The sequence below is a fragment of the Nonomuraea sp. NPDC023979 genome, assembly GCF_040639085.1.
GTDB classification, from domain to species: domain Bacteria; phylum Actinomycetota; class Actinomycetes; order Streptosporangiales; family Streptosporangiaceae; genus Nonomuraea; species Nonomuraea ceibae.
In genome coordinates this window covers 1-13,655 of sequence record NZ_JBEZZG010000033.1, presented here as the reverse complement: position 1 = coordinate 13,655, position 13,655 = coordinate 1, and the positions used below count along the sequence as shown (strand labels likewise).

General features: G+C 74.0%; 16 protein-coding genes. 10 read left to right on the top strand and 6 right to left on the bottom strand.

The features are described 5' to 3' along the window. Positions 1-72: 72 nt before the first annotated feature. Complete coding sequence (locus tag AB0G11_RS38730) at positions 73-1,938, bottom strand: propionyl-CoA synthetase (RefSeq protein WP_357591632.1); 1,866 nt, start codon at positions 1,936-1,938, stop codon at positions 73-75. 114 nt (positions 1,939-2,052) lie between these two features. Between AB0G11_RS38730 and AB0G11_RS38725 the strand changes: the two genes are divergently transcribed. Both AB0G11_RS38725 and AB0G11_RS38720 read left to right on the top strand, forming a co-directional pair. Next, on the top strand, positions 2,053-2,691 hold the full coding sequence (locus AB0G11_RS38725; protein WP_219514951.1) for a nucleotidyltransferase domain-containing protein: 639 nt from the start codon (positions 2,053-2,055) through the stop codon (positions 2,689-2,691). Then, on the top strand, positions 2,688-2,870 hold the full coding sequence (locus AB0G11_RS38720; protein WP_308126128.1) for a nucleotidyltransferase domain-containing protein: 183 nt from the start codon (positions 2,688-2,690) through the stop codon (positions 2,868-2,870). Before AB0G11_RS38725 ends, AB0G11_RS38720 begins: the two co-directional genes overlap by 4 nt. On the opposite strand, the gene AB0G11_RS38715 is transcribed toward AB0G11_RS38720, so the two are convergent. Continuing rightward, positions 2,860-3,636, bottom strand: a complete 777-nt coding sequence (locus AB0G11_RS38715; RefSeq protein ID WP_219514959.1) for an arylamine N-acetyltransferase — start codon at positions 3,634-3,636, stop codon at positions 2,860-2,862. The genes AB0G11_RS38720 and AB0G11_RS38715 overlap by 11 nt on opposite strands. 36 nt (positions 3,637-3,672) lie before the next feature. Beyond that, a complete protein-coding gene (locus AB0G11_RS38710; protein WP_357591630.1) occupies positions 3,673-4,605 on the bottom strand; it encodes a GNAT family N-acetyltransferase in 933 nt (310 codons plus the stop codon). A 35-nt stretch (positions 4,606-4,640) separates the two neighbouring features. On the opposite strand from AB0G11_RS38710, the gene AB0G11_RS38705 reads away from it, so the two are divergent. Both AB0G11_RS38705 and AB0G11_RS38700 read left to right on the top strand, forming a co-directional pair. Beyond that, positions 4,641-5,576, top strand: coding sequence for a hypothetical protein (locus AB0G11_RS38705; protein WP_357591628.1), 936 nt, complete (start codon positions 4,641-4,643; stop codon positions 5,574-5,576). A gap of 11 nt (positions 5,577-5,587) precedes the next feature. Continuing rightward, a complete protein-coding gene (locus AB0G11_RS38700; RefSeq protein WP_219514965.1) occupies positions 5,588-6,109 on the top strand; it encodes a hypothetical protein in 522 nt (173 codons plus the stop codon). A 24-nt stretch (positions 6,110-6,133) separates the two neighbouring features. Here AB0G11_RS38700 and AB0G11_RS38695 read toward each other — a convergent pair whose 3' ends face one another. Then, positions 6,134-6,928: a methyltransferase domain-containing protein gene (locus AB0G11_RS38695; protein ID WP_357591626.1), complete on the bottom strand. Its 795-nt coding sequence runs from the start codon at positions 6,926-6,928 to the stop codon at positions 6,134-6,136. Between the two features lie 123 nt (positions 6,929-7,051). Here AB0G11_RS38695 and AB0G11_RS38690 point away from each other — a divergent pair, with 123 nt between their 5' ends. From AB0G11_RS38690 to AB0G11_RS38680, 3 genes are read left to right on the top strand one after another with little or no spacing between them, the layout of a single operon-like run. Beyond that, the gene (locus AB0G11_RS38690) at positions 7,052-7,486 is read left to right on the top strand and encodes a CBS domain-containing protein (RefSeq protein ID WP_246646543.1); all 435 of its coding nucleotides are present in this window, start codon (positions 7,052-7,054) and stop codon (positions 7,484-7,486) included. 9 nt (positions 7,487-7,495) lie between these two features. Beyond that, positions 7,496-7,834 (top strand): MmcQ/YjbR family DNA-binding protein, encoded by a 339-nt coding sequence (locus AB0G11_RS38685; protein ID WP_357591624.1) that lies wholly within the window; start codon positions 7,496-7,498, stop codon positions 7,832-7,834. A 32-nt stretch (positions 7,835-7,866) separates the two neighbouring features. Further along, positions 7,867-8,559, top strand: a complete 693-nt coding sequence (locus AB0G11_RS38680) for a phenylalanine--tRNA ligase beta subunit-related protein (protein ID WP_357591622.1) — start codon at positions 7,867-7,869, stop codon at positions 8,557-8,559. 39 nt (positions 8,560-8,598) lie between these two features. Here the strand turns inward: AB0G11_RS38680 and AB0G11_RS38675 are convergent, their stop codons facing one another. Continuing rightward, the gene (locus AB0G11_RS38675; RefSeq protein ID WP_357591620.1) at positions 8,599-10,218 is read right to left on the bottom strand and encodes a DUF4082 domain-containing protein; all 1,620 of its coding nucleotides are present in this window, start codon (positions 10,216-10,218) and stop codon (positions 8,599-8,601) included. A gap of 205 nt (positions 10,219-10,423) precedes the next feature. Here AB0G11_RS38675 and AB0G11_RS38670 point away from each other — a divergent pair, with 205 nt between their 5' ends. Beyond that, positions 10,424-11,071 carry an SAM-dependent methyltransferase gene (locus AB0G11_RS38670; RefSeq protein WP_357591618.1) on the top strand — a complete coding sequence of 216 codons (648 nt, stop codon included), beginning with the start codon at positions 10,424-10,426 and terminating at the stop codon, positions 11,069-11,071. On the opposite strand, the gene AB0G11_RS38665 is transcribed toward AB0G11_RS38670, so the two are convergent. Next, complete coding sequence (locus tag AB0G11_RS38665; RefSeq protein ID WP_357591616.1) at positions 11,053-11,994, bottom strand: hypothetical protein; 942 nt, start codon at positions 11,992-11,994, stop codon at positions 11,053-11,055. The two genes, AB0G11_RS38670 and AB0G11_RS38665, sit on opposite strands and share 19 nt — an antisense overlap. Before the next feature lie 88 nt (positions 11,995-12,082). Between AB0G11_RS38665 and AB0G11_RS38660 the strand changes: the two genes are divergently transcribed. Next, on the top strand, positions 12,083-12,844 hold the full coding sequence (locus AB0G11_RS38660; RefSeq protein WP_219514976.1) for a DeoR/GlpR family DNA-binding transcription regulator: 762 nt from the start codon (positions 12,083-12,085) through the stop codon (positions 12,842-12,844). A gap of 10 nt (positions 12,845-12,854) precedes the next feature. Beyond that, positions 12,855-13,655 (top strand): 1-phosphofructokinase family hexose kinase (locus AB0G11_RS38655; RefSeq protein WP_357591614.1); only part of this gene is annotated, 801 nt, incomplete at its 3' end.

Sequence of the window (13,655 nt, the reverse complement as noted above, 5' to 3'; positions counted from 1 at the left end):
GTCTCCGAAGAGCGTGAGAAATCCCATCATGACGCTTTTTATGGTGATTCTTTGGGTGATTCACCGTGGAGTTCACCGGTCCGTGACGGCCTCGGCGATCTCCGCCAGCGCGGCCGGGTCCTCGATCGTGGACGGCGCCCGGTACGCGCGCCCCGCCACGATGTCGCGCATCGTCCCGCGCAGGATCTTGCCCGAGCGGGTCTTGGGCAGCCGCGGCACCACCACGGCCGTGCGGAACGCCGCCACCGGGCCGATCCTCTCGCGCACCATCGCCGCCAGCTCGCGCTCCACCTCGGCCGGATCGCGCCCGGCGCCCGCCTTGAGCACCACGAACCCCATCGGGAGCTGGCCCTTCAGCTCGTCGGCCACGCCGATCACCGCGCACTCGGCGACGTCCGGGTGCGCCGCGACCACCTCCTCCATCGCGCCGGTGGACAGCCGGTGCCCGGCCACGTTGATCACGTCGTCGACGCGGCCCATCACGTACAGGTAGCCGTCGTCGTCCACGTAGCCGCCGTCGCCCGTCAGGTAGTGGCCGGGGTAGCGGGACAGGTAGGACTCGGCGAAGCGGGCGTCGTCGCGGTAGAGCGTGGGCAGGCAGCCGGGCGGCAGCGGAAGGCGCACGGTGACCGCGCCCTCGGCGCCGGGCGGGCACTCGCGGCCCTCCTGGTCGAGGACGCGCACGTCGTAGCCGGGGACGGGCTTGGTCGGCGAGCCCGGCTTGACGGGCAGCTCCTCGATGCCGACGCAGTTGGCGGCCATCGGCCAGCCGGTCTCGGTCTGCCACCAGTGGTCGATCACCGGGACGCCGAGCAGGCCGGCGGCCCAGTGGTAGGTGTCGGGGTCGAGGCGCTCACCGGCCAGGAAGAGGTAGCGCAGTGCCGACAAGTCCCACTTTTTGGCGCAATTTCCCGATGGGTCCTCTTTCCTGATGGCGCGGATCGCCGTCGGGGCCGTGAACAGCGTCCGCACCCCGTACGTCGAGGCCACCCGCCAGAACGCCCCCGGGTCCGGCGTCCCCACCGGTTTGCCCTCGTACAGCACGGTCGTGCACCCCGCCAGCAGCGGCCCGTACACGATGTAGGAGTGCCCGACCACCCAGCCCACGTCGGAGGCGGCCCAGAAGACCTCCCCCGGCGCGGCCCCGTACACGTGGGACATGCTCCAGTGCAGCGCGACCGCGTGCCCGCCGTTGTCGCGCACCACCCCCTTGGGCACCCCGGTCGTGCCGGAGGTGTAGAGCACGTACAGCGGGTCGGTCGCCGCCACGCTCACGCACTCCGCGGGCTCGGCCTCCCGCACCGCCCGCGCCCAGTCGAGGTCGCGGCCCTCGCTCAGCTCGGCCGGGCCCTGCGGCCGCTGCAGGACCACGCAACGCTCCGGCCGGTGCGCGGCCTGCCGCAGCGCCGCGTCGAGCAGCGGCTTGTACGCGACGGTCCGGGACGGCTCGATGCCGCACGACGCCGACAGCACGACCTTGGGCCGGGCGTGGTCGATCCGCACCGCGAGCTCACCGGCCGCGAACCCGCCGAACACCACCGAGTGCACCGCCCCGATCCTGGCGCAGGCCAGCATCGCGAACACCGCCTCCGGCACCATCGGCATGTAGATCACCACGGTGTCGCCCCGGCCGACACCGAGCCCGCGCAGCATCCCCGCCGTCCTGGACACCTGCTCCAGCAGCTCGGCGTAGGTGTAGCGGCGCACCGTGCCGGTGACCGGGCTGTCGTGGATCAGCGCGTCCTGCCCGCCCCGGCCCGCGGCCACATGACGGTCGACGGCGTTGTGACAGGTGTTGAGCCTGCCCCCGGCGAACCAGCCGCCCTCGGTGGCCGCCCGCTCCGGCGGCACGTCCCAGTCGATCCCGCGCGCAGCCTCGCCCCAGAACGTCTCGGGGTCCTCGATGCTCTGCCGATAGGCAGCCTCATAACCTCGCACTTCCTGATCAGACCAGGCCCCTCCGGGCTGTGCAAGCCCTTCGGGCCCGGGTGTCGGGGAGATCCTTTCCACCCTGCTCACGATGCGGCGGGGGCGGCCTGGCAAGGTGGCCGGGTGGACGATGACCTGATCCTCTCCGTCGTGACGGGCTCGCGGGCGTACGGGCTGCGGACCGGCGCGTCCGACACCGACCGGCGGGGCGTGTTCGTGGCGCCGACGGCGGACTTCTGGCGGCTGGACAAGCCGGTCACGCATCGCGACGGGCCGCTGCCCGAGCAGTTCTCGTGGGAGGTCGAGCGGTTCTGCCGGCTGGCGCTGGACGCGAACCCGACCGTGCTGGAGTGCCTGTGGTCGCCGATCGTCGAGATCGAGACGGCCGAGGGGCGGCGGCTGCGCGAGCTGCGCGGCGCGTTCCTGTCGCGGCGCGCCCACGAGACGTTCACCGGCTACGCCGACGCCCAGTTCCGCCGCCTGGACCCGGCCGCGCCCAAGTGGAAGCAGGCGATGCACATGATCCGGCTGCTGATCAGCGGCCTGCACCTGGTGCGGCACGGCGAGCCGCTGGTCGACGTGGGCGCGCACCGCGACCGGCTGCTCGCCGTCCGGCGCGGCGAGGTGCCCTGGGAGCGGGTGGACGCCTGGCGCGCCGAACTGGCCGCCGACCTCGCCGGCGCGCGGTCCGTGCTGCCGGACCGGCCCGACCGGGCCGCCGTGGAGGCGTTCCTGATCGACGTACGGAGGGACCACCTGTGAAACTGCCCGGCTGGCTGGCGGACGCGCACCACTACCTCGGCTTCGCCCGCACCCAGTGGCGGCTGTACGGGAAGAACGGCGAGCTGAAGCCGCTGCTCTACACGTTCCGCGTGCTGGCCACCGGGCTTCACCTCATGCGCACCGGCGTCCTGGAGCGGAGAGGAGCGGTCACCCCGTGAGGCGGGACAGGAGCGGGGCCGCGTCCTGTTCGGTGATCGTGATGCCGATCCGGTCCCGGAGCGCGTCGGCGAGCTCGCGGGCGGTGGTGGCGCCGAGGTCCCCGACGCGCACCCGGGCGGCGTGACCGTCCGGGGAGAGCACGGTGCGCTGGGCGAGCACGTGCCGGACGAACGGCGATCGCGGGTGGGTGGCGACGTAGTGGTTGGCCATCTCGAAGTCGCTCGGGTACTGCGGCTCGTCCTCGCGGAAGGCGTACAGCTCGGCGGACCCGGCGTGCAGCACCCAGAAGCCGCCGTCGCGGCCGAGCCGCCAGCGCCACTCCCCCAGCGCCGCGTGGGCGCCGTCGGCGAGCGGCAGTGGCTCCACGAGCCCGTCGCCGCCGAAGCCGGCGTCGGCGAGCCAGCGGGAGCCGCCGGCCTCGACGGTGAGGACGGCGTGGGAGCGGGGCAGGTGCGGGCGGCCGAGCCGGATGCGGGCGAGGTGGCGCGTCACGGGGAAGCCGAGCCGTTCGAGCGCGGCGGCGAGCAGCAGGTTGTGCTCGTGGCAGTAGCCGCCGCGCCGTCCCCCGACCAGCTTGTCCTGCACGGACTTGAGGTCGATGGGGACGCCGCGGCCCAGGACGGCGTCCAGGTTCTCGAACGGGATGGCGGTCACGTGCGCGCGGTGCACGGCCCGCAGCGTCCCGGGGGTGGCGTCGCGGGGCCCGTCGTGACCGATCCTGGTGAGGTACGCCTCGAGGTCGAGGTGGTCGATGTCCCAGTTCATGCGTTCAAGGGTGACGGAGCGGGACGGGGTGCCGCATCACGGGTTCGCGGGATCCGGGGACAGGACGAGCCGGACGGCGAACAGCTCGTAGCCGGCCCGTTCGAAGGTCCTGGCCATGGGGACGTTGCCGGCGTCGGTGTCGGCGGCGATCCGGGTGGCGCCGCGCCCGGCGTGCGAGCGGGTGATCTCGGCGAGCAGTTCGGCGGCGTAGCCGCGGCCCCGGTGGGCGGGCAGGACGCCGAGGTAGCCGACGACGGGCCCGGCCTGGTTGGCGGACGGCAGCGCGAACCCGGCCAGCTCGCCGCCGGGCGTGTAGGCGAGCCGCCACCAGGACCGCTCCCCCGGCATGCGCAGGTAGTCGTCGAGGTCCTCGCGGGCGACGGCGGCGGCGTCCTTGACGAGCAGGGCCTGGCGGGTGTGGTGGTCGAGGCTGCCCTCGGCGGCCTGCCGGAACGCCTCGGCGAACGCCTCGTCGTCGGGCTCGGCGCGGAACTCCAGCCGGCCGGTCGGCTCGGGCACCGGCGCGCCGGGCTGCCAGGCGTAGCGGAGGCGTTCGAGCTCGTCGGTCAGCCCGGCCCGGCCGCCGGCCTCCCACCGCCAGGCGACGGCGGCGGTGACGGCGGGCTGGTCGCGCCAGCCGGCGGGGACGAACAGGTGGTAGGCGGGCCTGTCGCCGAACGCCTCGTGGGCGTGCCGCAGCAGGTCGGCGGCGAGCTCCACCCGGTCGGGGACGGACGGGTCGACGTAGAGGCAGTCGAGGGCCAGGGGCCCGGAGTCGGGGAACCCCCACCACACGGCCCGTGCCAGGATCTCGCCGTCGCGCTCGGCCACCCAGATGCGGTCATAGCGGTAGTGCCCGTCCGCGAGGAAGGCGCGCAGCCGGTCGGGGTCGGCCCAGCTCACGGGCTCGTCGACGACGCAGCCGAGCAGGCGGTCGAGTTCGGACTCGGCCGCGGGACGGAACAGCATAGATGATCTCCACAAATATCCGACAGGATGGGGCAATGGCCCCCTACGATGACACTCTGCCACTCCAGCCGCCCATCCATTTACCGCCTGACGGCGAGCTGGCCGCCGCCGTGCCCGGCGCCCCCTCAGATGGCGATCCCGCGCAGGTGCTGCGCGCGTGGGCGCTGACCTGCCGGGACGTGCTCGGCGGCGAGGAGGGGCTGCTGCTGGAGCTGGTCCGCCGGTTCCTGGCGCGCGACCCCGCCGCCGGCGAGCCGCCCGCCGCGCTCGCCCGGCTCGGCCTGGTACGGGACTCCGCGCCGTACGAGCTGACGCCGCTCGGCCTGTGGACCGGCAGGGAGCTGATCGCCGAGGTGACCGGGCAGCGGGTGCCGGTCATGGGGTCGCTGGCCGGCGGGGACGCCGCCGCGCTGCTGCACGGGTTGCGCTCGTACCCGGAGCCGGAACGCGACGAGGAGCTGGCCGGCTGGCTCGCGGGCCGCGACCGGGCGGCCGCGGCGGCGGAGATCGCCGCCGCGGTCGGCGGGGCGAGCCCGCTGGGCCGGGCGGTCGGGATCGAGCTGCTGGCCACCCGGTTCGGCGAGGACGGCCGCCGGGCGCTCGACGGGCTGCTGGCGGAGCCCCGGACGGGCGCGGTGGTCGCCGCCAGGCTGGGCCGCGACCACCGCGGCGACGGCACCGGCGGCGGCGGGGACGGGCGGCCGGGGTCGGGCGAGCTCGCCTGGGCGCTGGTGGACATGGCGGCGGCGCTGCTGGAGTTCGGCGGCGAGGCGGACGAGGTGGTCGAGTCGGTGGCGCTCGGGCTGGACCCGGAGGAGCAGGCGGGCACCGTCGCGCTGCTGGCGCTGGCCGACCATCCGGGCGCGGAGGCGGTGCTGCGGGTGTTCATCGACCACCACCCGGACGCCCGCGTGTCGGCCTCGGCCCGCAAGGCGCTGCGCCGTCTGCGCGGGCTGGCCGCGCGCGGGTAGGGTGACCCGCGATGACGAAACACACGATCTCCGCACCGTCCGGCACGATCCTCGGCGACGCCTACTCGTGCGACTGCGGCGCGCAGTTCGCCGGGCGGATGGCGGCCGAGCTGCACGCCGCCGAGAACCACCTGTGCACGGCCTGCCTCGGCTCGGCCGAGGAGGTGCTGGCGCCGGGCCTGACGCACCGCTGCCCGTCGTGCGCCGGCACGGGCGGCCGGCGCGAGCAGATGACCTGGCAGCTCGCCCACGCCGAGGCCGAGGAGCGCATCACGATGACGATGGTGCGGGGCGTGGTGTCGGGGTTCGACGGGCCGTTCAGCCTGTCGCAGATCGCCGACACGATCCGCGACGGGCTGCGGCTGCCCGCCGGGCGGCTGCCGGTGGGGCCGCGGGTGCGTGACCTGCTGCTGGAGCTGCAGGCGGCCGGCGAGATCACCATGCTGTCGGCGCCGGACGAGCTGATCGAGGGCACCGACGTGGTGCTCTACCGCGACCCGCAGTGGCAGCGGGCGGGCACGCTCGGCCTCTGAACGACCGGTCGCGGGCGCCGCCCGTCACACGCGGCAGAGGATCTCGCCGTGGGTGATCGACAGCCAGGCGTCGTCGGCCGCGGCCCACTCCAGCCAGCCGCCGGACATCCGGCGCAGATCGTCCTCGGTGGCCGCGCCGCTGGCCAGGGCCTGCTCGGCCATGGCGGAGCGCAGGATCCGCTCGGCCCACATGCCGCCCCACCAGGCCCGGTCGGCGGGCGTGGCGAAGCACCAGACGGAGGCGGTGGCGGTGACGTCGGTGAAGCCCGCGGCGCGGGCCCACGACAGCAGGCGCCGCCCGGCGTCGGGCTCGCCGCCGTTGGCGCGGGCCAGCTTCTGGTAGAGGGCCATCCACTCCGCCAGCGCGGGCAGCAGCGGATACCAGGCGAAGGCGGTGTAGTCGCTGTCGCGCGCCGCCACCAGCCCGCCCGGCCTGGTCACCCGGCCCATCTCGCGCAGGGCCAGGACGGGGTCGCCGACGTGCTGGAGCACCTGGTGGGCGTGGACGACGGAGAAGGCGCCGTCGGGGAAGCCGAGCGCGTGGGCGTCGGCCACGCGGAAGTCGGCGTTGGTCACGCCCCTGGCCTCCAGCTCGGCCTCGGCCAGTGCCAGCGCCTCGGGCGTCACCTCCGACACCGTCACCCGCGACACCCGCGCGGCCAGGTCGGCGGCGATGGTGCCGGGCCCGGAGCCCACGTCGAGCAGCGTCATGTCCGGCTCCAGGTGGGGCAGCAGGTAGGCGGCCGAGTTGGCGGCCGTGCGCCAGCGGTGGGAGCGCAGCACCGACTCGTGGTGACCGTGGGTGTAGACGGCGTCCATCGGGACTCCTCATCTCGTGATCGTCCCCGGCAGGCTAACATCTGTCTCGCCATTCAAGAGAAATCATCTCACTATCCGGTCAGGATTAGCGGCCCGACAGCGGGTAGCTGGGAGGCTCCACCGATGAACAAGGAGCTCACCATGGCCAAGACCGTGGCAGACGTGATGACCGCCCACCCCGCCACCATCGAGGGCGACCAGCCGGCCAGCGCCGCCGCCGCCCTCATGCGCGACAACGACACCGGGGCGATCATCGTCAACGACAACGGCCGGATGCGCGGCATCGTGACCGACCGTGACATCACCGTCAGGCTCGTCGCCGACGACAAGGGCCCGCAGACGCCCGTCAAGGAGGCGTGCTCGTCGGACGTCGAGGCGATCGGCCCCGACACCAGCATCGAGCAGGCCGTCCAGCTCATGCGCTCCCACGCGGTGCGCCGCCTGCCCGTCGTCGAGGACGGCCGCGCCGTCGGCATCCTCAGCATCGGCGACCTGGCCGTCGAACGCGACCCGAACTCGGCGCTGGCCGACATCTCGGCCGCGGAGGGCAACCGCTAACGTGGCCCCGTGGTCACAGTCGAGGACGTGCGGCGGCTCGCGGCGACCCTGCCGAGGTCGTCGGAGCACCTGATCAGAGACCGGGTCAAGTTCCGCGTGGGCGCCATCGTCTACCTGGCGTTCTCGCGCGACGAGACCGTGATGGGCTTCGCCTTCCCGAAGGAGGAGCGGGCCGCGCTGGTCGCCGCCGAGCCCGCCAAGTTCCTCCTGCCGCCCGAGTCCGACCTGCGCTTCAACTGGGTCTGCGCGCGCATGGCCACGCTCGACGAGGCCGAGATGCGCGAGCTGGTCGTGGAGGCGTGGCGGATGGTCGTGCCGAAGAAGGTCTACGCCGCCTACATCGCCTGAGACGGTCCCAGACAGTCTGAGACGATGGGCCCATGCACTTCCAGCACGACGACGCCGTCTGGCGCGACTTCCCGGAGCTGGTCCCGGGCACCATCCTGGCCGAGGGCATCACGCCCGGCGCCTCCGTCGACGAGGCGCTGCGCGCCCACCACGCGGCCGCGGCCGAGCGGCTGGCGGCCGGGCCGGAGTCCGGGCTGCCGGAGATCCAGGCATGGCGGCGGGCCTTCTCCCGCATGGGGCTCAAGCCGACGCAGTACCGATGCGCCTCGGAGTCCCTGCTGCGCCGGTTCAAGAAGGAGGGGGCGCTGCCGCGCATCCATCCGCTGATCGACCTGTGCAACGCGGTGTCGGTGGCGTTCGCGATCCCGGTCGCGGTGTTCGACCTGTCCCGCGTGGACGGCTTCCTGGAGGTGCGGCGCGCGACGGGCCAGGAGGAGTACGTCACGCTCGCCGGCGAGCGTGAGCACCCCGAGCCCGGCGAGGTGATCTTCGCCGACGGCGGCGGCCACGCGCACGCCCGCCGCTGGACCAACCGGCAGAGCGGACTGTCGGCCGTCCGCGACACGACCGCCTCCGTGCTGATCGTCGCCGAGGCCCTGCACCCCACGGCCGCCGAGGACGTGCGCAAGCTCACCGAGGTGCTGAGCGGCGAGCTGAGCGCCGCGTGGGGCGTCACGCCCGCCGCCGCGGTGCTCGGCCCGTCGTCGCCGCGCCTGGAGTTCTGAGCCCAGCTCGACGCCCTGCTCGACGTCCTGTTCGACGCCCTATTCGACGCAGTCGTGCAGGTGCCGGACCGTCCGGGTGATGCGGTAGTGCTTGTCGATGGTGACGACCGCGTTGCCCGGGCCCCAGTCGATGTTCTCGCACGTGTCGGCCGAGCTGACCGGGCCGAAGTCCCAGGCGTCATGGACGAGCTTGTTGCCCGACACCTTCCACTTCGGCCCGGAGCGCCACTGCAGGAACAGCGTGTAGTTGCCGCCGGCCAGCAGGTTGTCGGTCACCGTCACCGCGCTCAGGTTCTTGTCGACCAGGTTGACCGGGTCGGAGTGCTGGGGCGCCTCGCGCTGGTCGATCGTGTTGTGGTCGAAGACCAGGCCGCTGCAGACGATGCCGCCGGGGCAGTACGCCTGGATGCCGTCGGAGTGGCTCGTCGGCGGGCCGCACAGGTTCACGTACGAGTCCCTGATCGTGACGTTCCTGCCCGACATGCGGAAGCCGTCGTCGAAGCCGCGCACCTCGATGCGGGTGGCGGTGAAGTTCTTCTCGCCGACCGCCGGGTAGATGCGGCAGCCCTTCTCCGGGCCGACCGTGGAGTCGGTGATGGTGAACGAGCCGCCCGTCTTCCAGTTGGTGATCATTCCGTCGATCCGGCTGTTCCTGATGACGACGCCGGACGCCTCCACGGTCAGGTCGCCGGTGATGTGCACGCCGTCGAGGACCTGGCCGGGCTTGGCGGCGGTGAAGTCGCCCTTGATCGTGGACAGCCGCAGGGAGTCGGGCACGCCGGTGCAGGCGGGAGTCGGGTGCGCGGGCAGCTCACAGCCGGGCCTGCCGGGCGTCGACGGCTCGGGGCCGGTGGGCTGCGGGCTCGTCGGTTGGGGGCTCGTGGGCTGGGGCTTGGTGGGCTCGGGCTTGGTGGGCTCCGGGGTGCTGGTCGGGGTGCGGGTGGGGCTCACCGTGGCCGTGGGGGTGACCGTGGTGGTGACCGTTGGGGTCGGGGTGGGGGTCTGGGTGCGGGTCCTGGTGGGGGACGGGCTCGGGGACGGGGTGCCGGTCCCTGGGCGGAAGACCACGTCGACGAGGTAGTTGTGGCCGGCGCTGGTCCTGCGGGGGAACGCGCTCGCGCCGTACGCGAACGCGCCGTTCCAGCGGGAGGCGCTGAGCGAGTCGGTCCCCGGCAGGTAGCGGCGGAAGTAGTGCCGGGCGACCGCGTAACGGCCGTCGGGCGCGTGGTAGGAGACCACGTATGAGCGGCCGGCCCGCAGCGTGACGGGCTCCGGCAGGCGCGCCTCCTGCCAGCCGGAGGCCGTCTCCGTGCCGAACGCGACCCGTGCCAGCCGGTTGCCGGCGCCGTCCCACAGGCTGGCGGAGTGACCTGCGGCGGCACGGCGGTGCTTGTAGAAGCGGACCGCGACCACGGACCCGGTGCGGGACGCGGTGAAGCGCATGCCCAGCTCGACGGGCCTGCGGTCACGCCCCAGCTTGGCCGGGACGACGCTGGTCGGCGACCAGAAGCTCTCCTCCTGCGCCGCCGCCCGGGGCGTCACGGGGAACACGGCCGCCTGCCGCTCCGCGGGGAGCGCGGGGGCCGGGCCGGCGAGCGCCGCGAGCGCGACGAGCGCGGCGGCGGCCGCCGTCAGGGTGCGGTGCGGTGAACCGTTCACGAGGAGGCCTCCAGAATGAATCCCCGATCAGCGAACCGGCCCCATGCTGCCAGCATCACGCGCCACTCCGGGCACTTTTCCGCATATTTCAGTTATCCAACCGAGATACGCCAGAAATAGGTCCGTAGCCCGGCGTTGATTGCAGCCGGCCCCAAATTCAAGAATGTCGTTGCCTGCCGGGCGCGTATTGATCAGTATCGGGATCATGACACGCGACTGGGTGAGCTGGCACGACGACTACGACCGGCCGGGATCGAGCCTGGGCCGGCGCCTGGCCGTGGTCCAGGGCGCCGTCCGCGCCGCCCTCGACGCGGGCGCGGAGCGGGTGGTGAGCCTCTGCGCGGGCCAGGGCCGCGACCTCCTGCCGGTGCTGGCCGCGCACCCCCGGCGCGGCCGGGTGCGCGCCCGGCTGGTCGAGCTCGACGAGCGCAACGCGCGGCTGGCCGAAGAGCGGGCGCCGGCCGGGGTGGAGGTGGTGCGCGGCGACGCGGCCCTGACCGACGCCTACGCGGGCGCCGTACCGGCCGACCTGGTGCTGGTCTGCGGCCTGTTCGGCAACCTCAGCGACGCCGACGTCCGCCGTACGGTCTCCGCGCTGCCCCAGCTGTGCGCGCCGGGGGCGACGGTGGTGTGGACCCGGCACACCCGCGAGCCCGACCTGGTTCCGTCGATCTGCGCGTGGTTCGAGGAGACGGGGTTCGAGGAGACGGGGTTCGACCGGGTCTCACTGGAGACGGCGGAGTTCGGCGTCGGCGTGCACCGCTACGCCGGTCCGCCCACGCCGCTGCGGCGGGGCGAGCGGATGTTCACCTTCCTCCCGGGCGGCTCGCGTGCTCAGGAGAGCTCTCGGTAGAGGTCCTTGGTCAGGCCGGTGATGCGGCGGACCGAGCTGCTCCAGGTCGCGCCCGCCGGGTGCGCCGTGAGCACGGCCATGACGTAACGCTCGCCCTTGCCCACCAGGCCGGTGGTGTGGAGCACGGGACGGCCGAGGTCGGGTATGCCCGAGCCGCGCGAGCGCAGCGCGACCGTGGAGATGGACGCCCCCTGGGCCCGCGCGTCGCAGCGGACCGGCGGCACGGTGCCGAACCCGGACCAGCCCTGCTTGACCGCGAACGGCCGGGGCACCGCGCTGGGGATGCCGAAGGTCTGGTCGAAGCCGTCGCTGCCGCACGGGGTGGCCTCGCGCAGGTGGCCGAGCACGGTGTCACGGACGCGCGGCTCGGCGGTGTCGAGCAGGTAGCGGTAGGTGCGCACGATGTCGTGGACGCTCAGCGACACGTACCCCCAGAAGCCGGGGTGGGTGGCGGGCGGCGGCGTGGTGTCGGACAGCCGCAGCTTGCGGGCCATCCGGGTGACGATGGCGCCCTTGCCGCCCCGGTCCCACAGCGTGGAGGCGGCGTCGTCGTCGCTCTCCCGCAGCATGATCTTGAGCAGCCGGGCGTCGGCGGCGGAGACCTGCCGGTTCCGTTCCAAAAAGTCGATCGCCATCAGGATCTTGATCACCGAGGCGGAGCGGAACTTGCGGTGCGCGTGACGGGTGGCGACCGGCTTGCCCTTCGTCCGGTCGAAGACGAGCCAGGAGGCCGTGGTGCCCGCCGGGACCTTGGGCGGCCGGGCCGTACGGGCCGTGCTCGCGGATGCGGACGGGGTGGCCGCGGGGGCGCTCAGCGTCTCGGGGGCGGCGGTGGCCGACGCGGGGCCGGCCGAAGGCCCGGCGACGCATCCCGCTGCGAGTGGTACGGCTGCCGCCACGGCGGCCCACGGCTTCATACGCATCCGACATACCTATCAGAGTCTTGACGACTCCACAGAAACGGAGTTAAACAAAGGGGAATCCAACTCGAAACGGCGGTGAACCCACATCATGTACGCCGAGGAGCGGCAGCAGGAGATCCTCCGCAGGGCGCGCGCGGCGGGCCGCGTCGACGTGGTGTCCCTGGCCGGCGAGCTCGACGTGACGACCGAGACCATCCGCCGCGACCTGACCGCGCTGGAGCGGGCGGGCGTGCTGCGCCGGGTGCACGGCGGCGCGATCCCGGTGGAGCGGCTCGGGTTCGAGCCCGCGCTGGCGGCCCGCGACGAGGTGATGACGGCCGAGAAGGAGCGCATCGCCAAGGCCGCGCTCGCCGAGCTGCCCGAGGACGGGTCAGTGATCATCGACGCGGGCACCACCACGGGCCGCCTGGTGGGGGTGCTGCCCGCCGACCGCGAGCTCACCGTGGTGGTCAACTCGCCGCCGCTGGCCACGGCGCTGGCCGCCCGCGCCAACCTGAACGTCATCATGCTCGGCGGCCGGGTGCGCGGGCGCACGCTGGCGACGGTGGACGACTGGGCGCTGCGGCCGCTGTCGCAGCTCCACGTGGACGTCGCGTTCATGGCCACGAACGGCTGCTCGGCGGCGCGCGGGCTGACCACGCCGGACCCGGCGGAGGCGGCGATCAAGCGGGCGATGGTCGGCGCAGCGCAGCGCAGCGTGCTGCTGGCCGACCACACCAAGTTCACCAACACGTACCTGGCGTCGTTCGCCACGCTGGCCGAGATCGACGTGGTGATCACCGACACGGGCCTCGACCCGGCGCTGGCCGCCGAGCTGTCGGCCGCCGGGCCCGAGGTCGTCCGGGCCTGAGGGGGCGGCGGTGATCCTCACCCTGACGCTGAACCCGAGCCTGGACCGCACGATCGAGATCGGGGCCCTGGCCAGGGGCGCGGTCATCCGGGCGGCGGCGGCGCGGCTCGACCCCGGCGGCAAGGGGGTGAACGTGTCGCGGGCGCTGCTGGCCAACGCCGTGGCGTCGCGGGCGGTGGTGCCGTTCGGGGGCGACGAGGGGCGGCAGCTCGTGCGCCTGCTCGGCCAGGAGGGGCTGGACATGGTGACGGTGCCGGTGGCCGGGCGGACCCGGTCCAACGTCACGCTCGCCGAGCCCGACGGCACCGTCACCAAGGTGAACGAGCCGGGCACCGCGCTGTCGCCGGCCGAGCTCGACACCGTCGCCGACGCCGTGCTGGCCGCCGCGCACGAGGCGGACTGGGTGGTCGCCTCCGGCAGCCTGCCGCCGCGGGTGCCCGACGACGTCTACGCGCGGCTGTGCCGCCGCTTCGCCGGGGCCGGGATCCACGTGGCGGTCGACACCAGCGGCGCCGCGCTGGCCCGCGCGCTCGGCGCCGCCCCGGCGCTGGTCAAGCCGAACCTGGAGGAGCTGGCCGCCGCCACCGGCCGGGCGCTGCGCTGCCTGGGCGACGTGGTGGAGGCGGCGGGCGAGCTGCGCGCCGCCGGGGCCCGTACCGTCCTGGCCAGCCTGGGCGCCGACGGCGCGGTCCTCGTCGAGGACGGCGGGATCTGGTACGGCGAGGCCGCGGTCGCCGGGCCGCGCAGCGCGGTCGGCGCGGGCGACGCGATGCTGGCGGGCTTCCTGGCCGCCGGGGCGCGCGGCGAGCGC

Bases quoted from the DNA above. Each gene is read 5' to 3' on its own strand.
- AB0G11_RS38665 (WP_357591616.1), bottom strand. From the start codon at position 11,994: ATGCGTATGAAGCCGTGGGCCGCCGTGGCGGCAGCCGTACCACTCGCA.
- AB0G11_RS38670 (WP_357591618.1), top strand. From the start codon at position 10,424: ATGACACGCGACTGGGTGAGCTGGCACGACGACTACGACCGGCCGGGA.
- AB0G11_RS38690 (WP_246646543.1), top strand. From the start codon at position 7,052: ATGAACAAGGAGCTCACCATGGCCAAGACCGTGGCAGACGTGATGACC.
- AB0G11_RS38715 (WP_219514959.1), bottom strand. From the start codon at position 3,636: ATGAACTGGGACATCGACCACCTCGACCTCGAGGCGTACCTCACCAGG.
- AB0G11_RS38705 (WP_357591628.1), top strand. From the start codon at position 4,641: ATGGCCCCCTACGATGACACTCTGCCACTCCAGCCGCCCATCCATTTA.
- AB0G11_RS38680 (WP_357591622.1), top strand. From the start codon at position 7,867: ATGCACTTCCAGCACGACGACGCCGTCTGGCGCGACTTCCCGGAGCTG.
- AB0G11_RS38695 (WP_357591626.1), bottom strand. From the start codon at position 6,928: ATGGACGCCGTCTACACCCACGGTCACCACGAGTCGGTGCTGCGCTCC.
- AB0G11_RS38710 (WP_357591630.1), bottom strand. From the start codon at position 4,605: ATGCTGTTCCGTCCCGCGGCCGAGTCCGAACTCGACCGCCTGCTCGGC.
- AB0G11_RS38660 (WP_219514976.1), top strand. From the start codon at position 12,083: ATGTACGCCGAGGAGCGGCAGCAGGAGATCCTCCGCAGGGCGCGCGCG.
- AB0G11_RS38700 (WP_219514965.1), top strand. From the start codon at position 5,588: ATGACGAAACACACGATCTCCGCACCGTCCGGCACGATCCTCGGCGAC.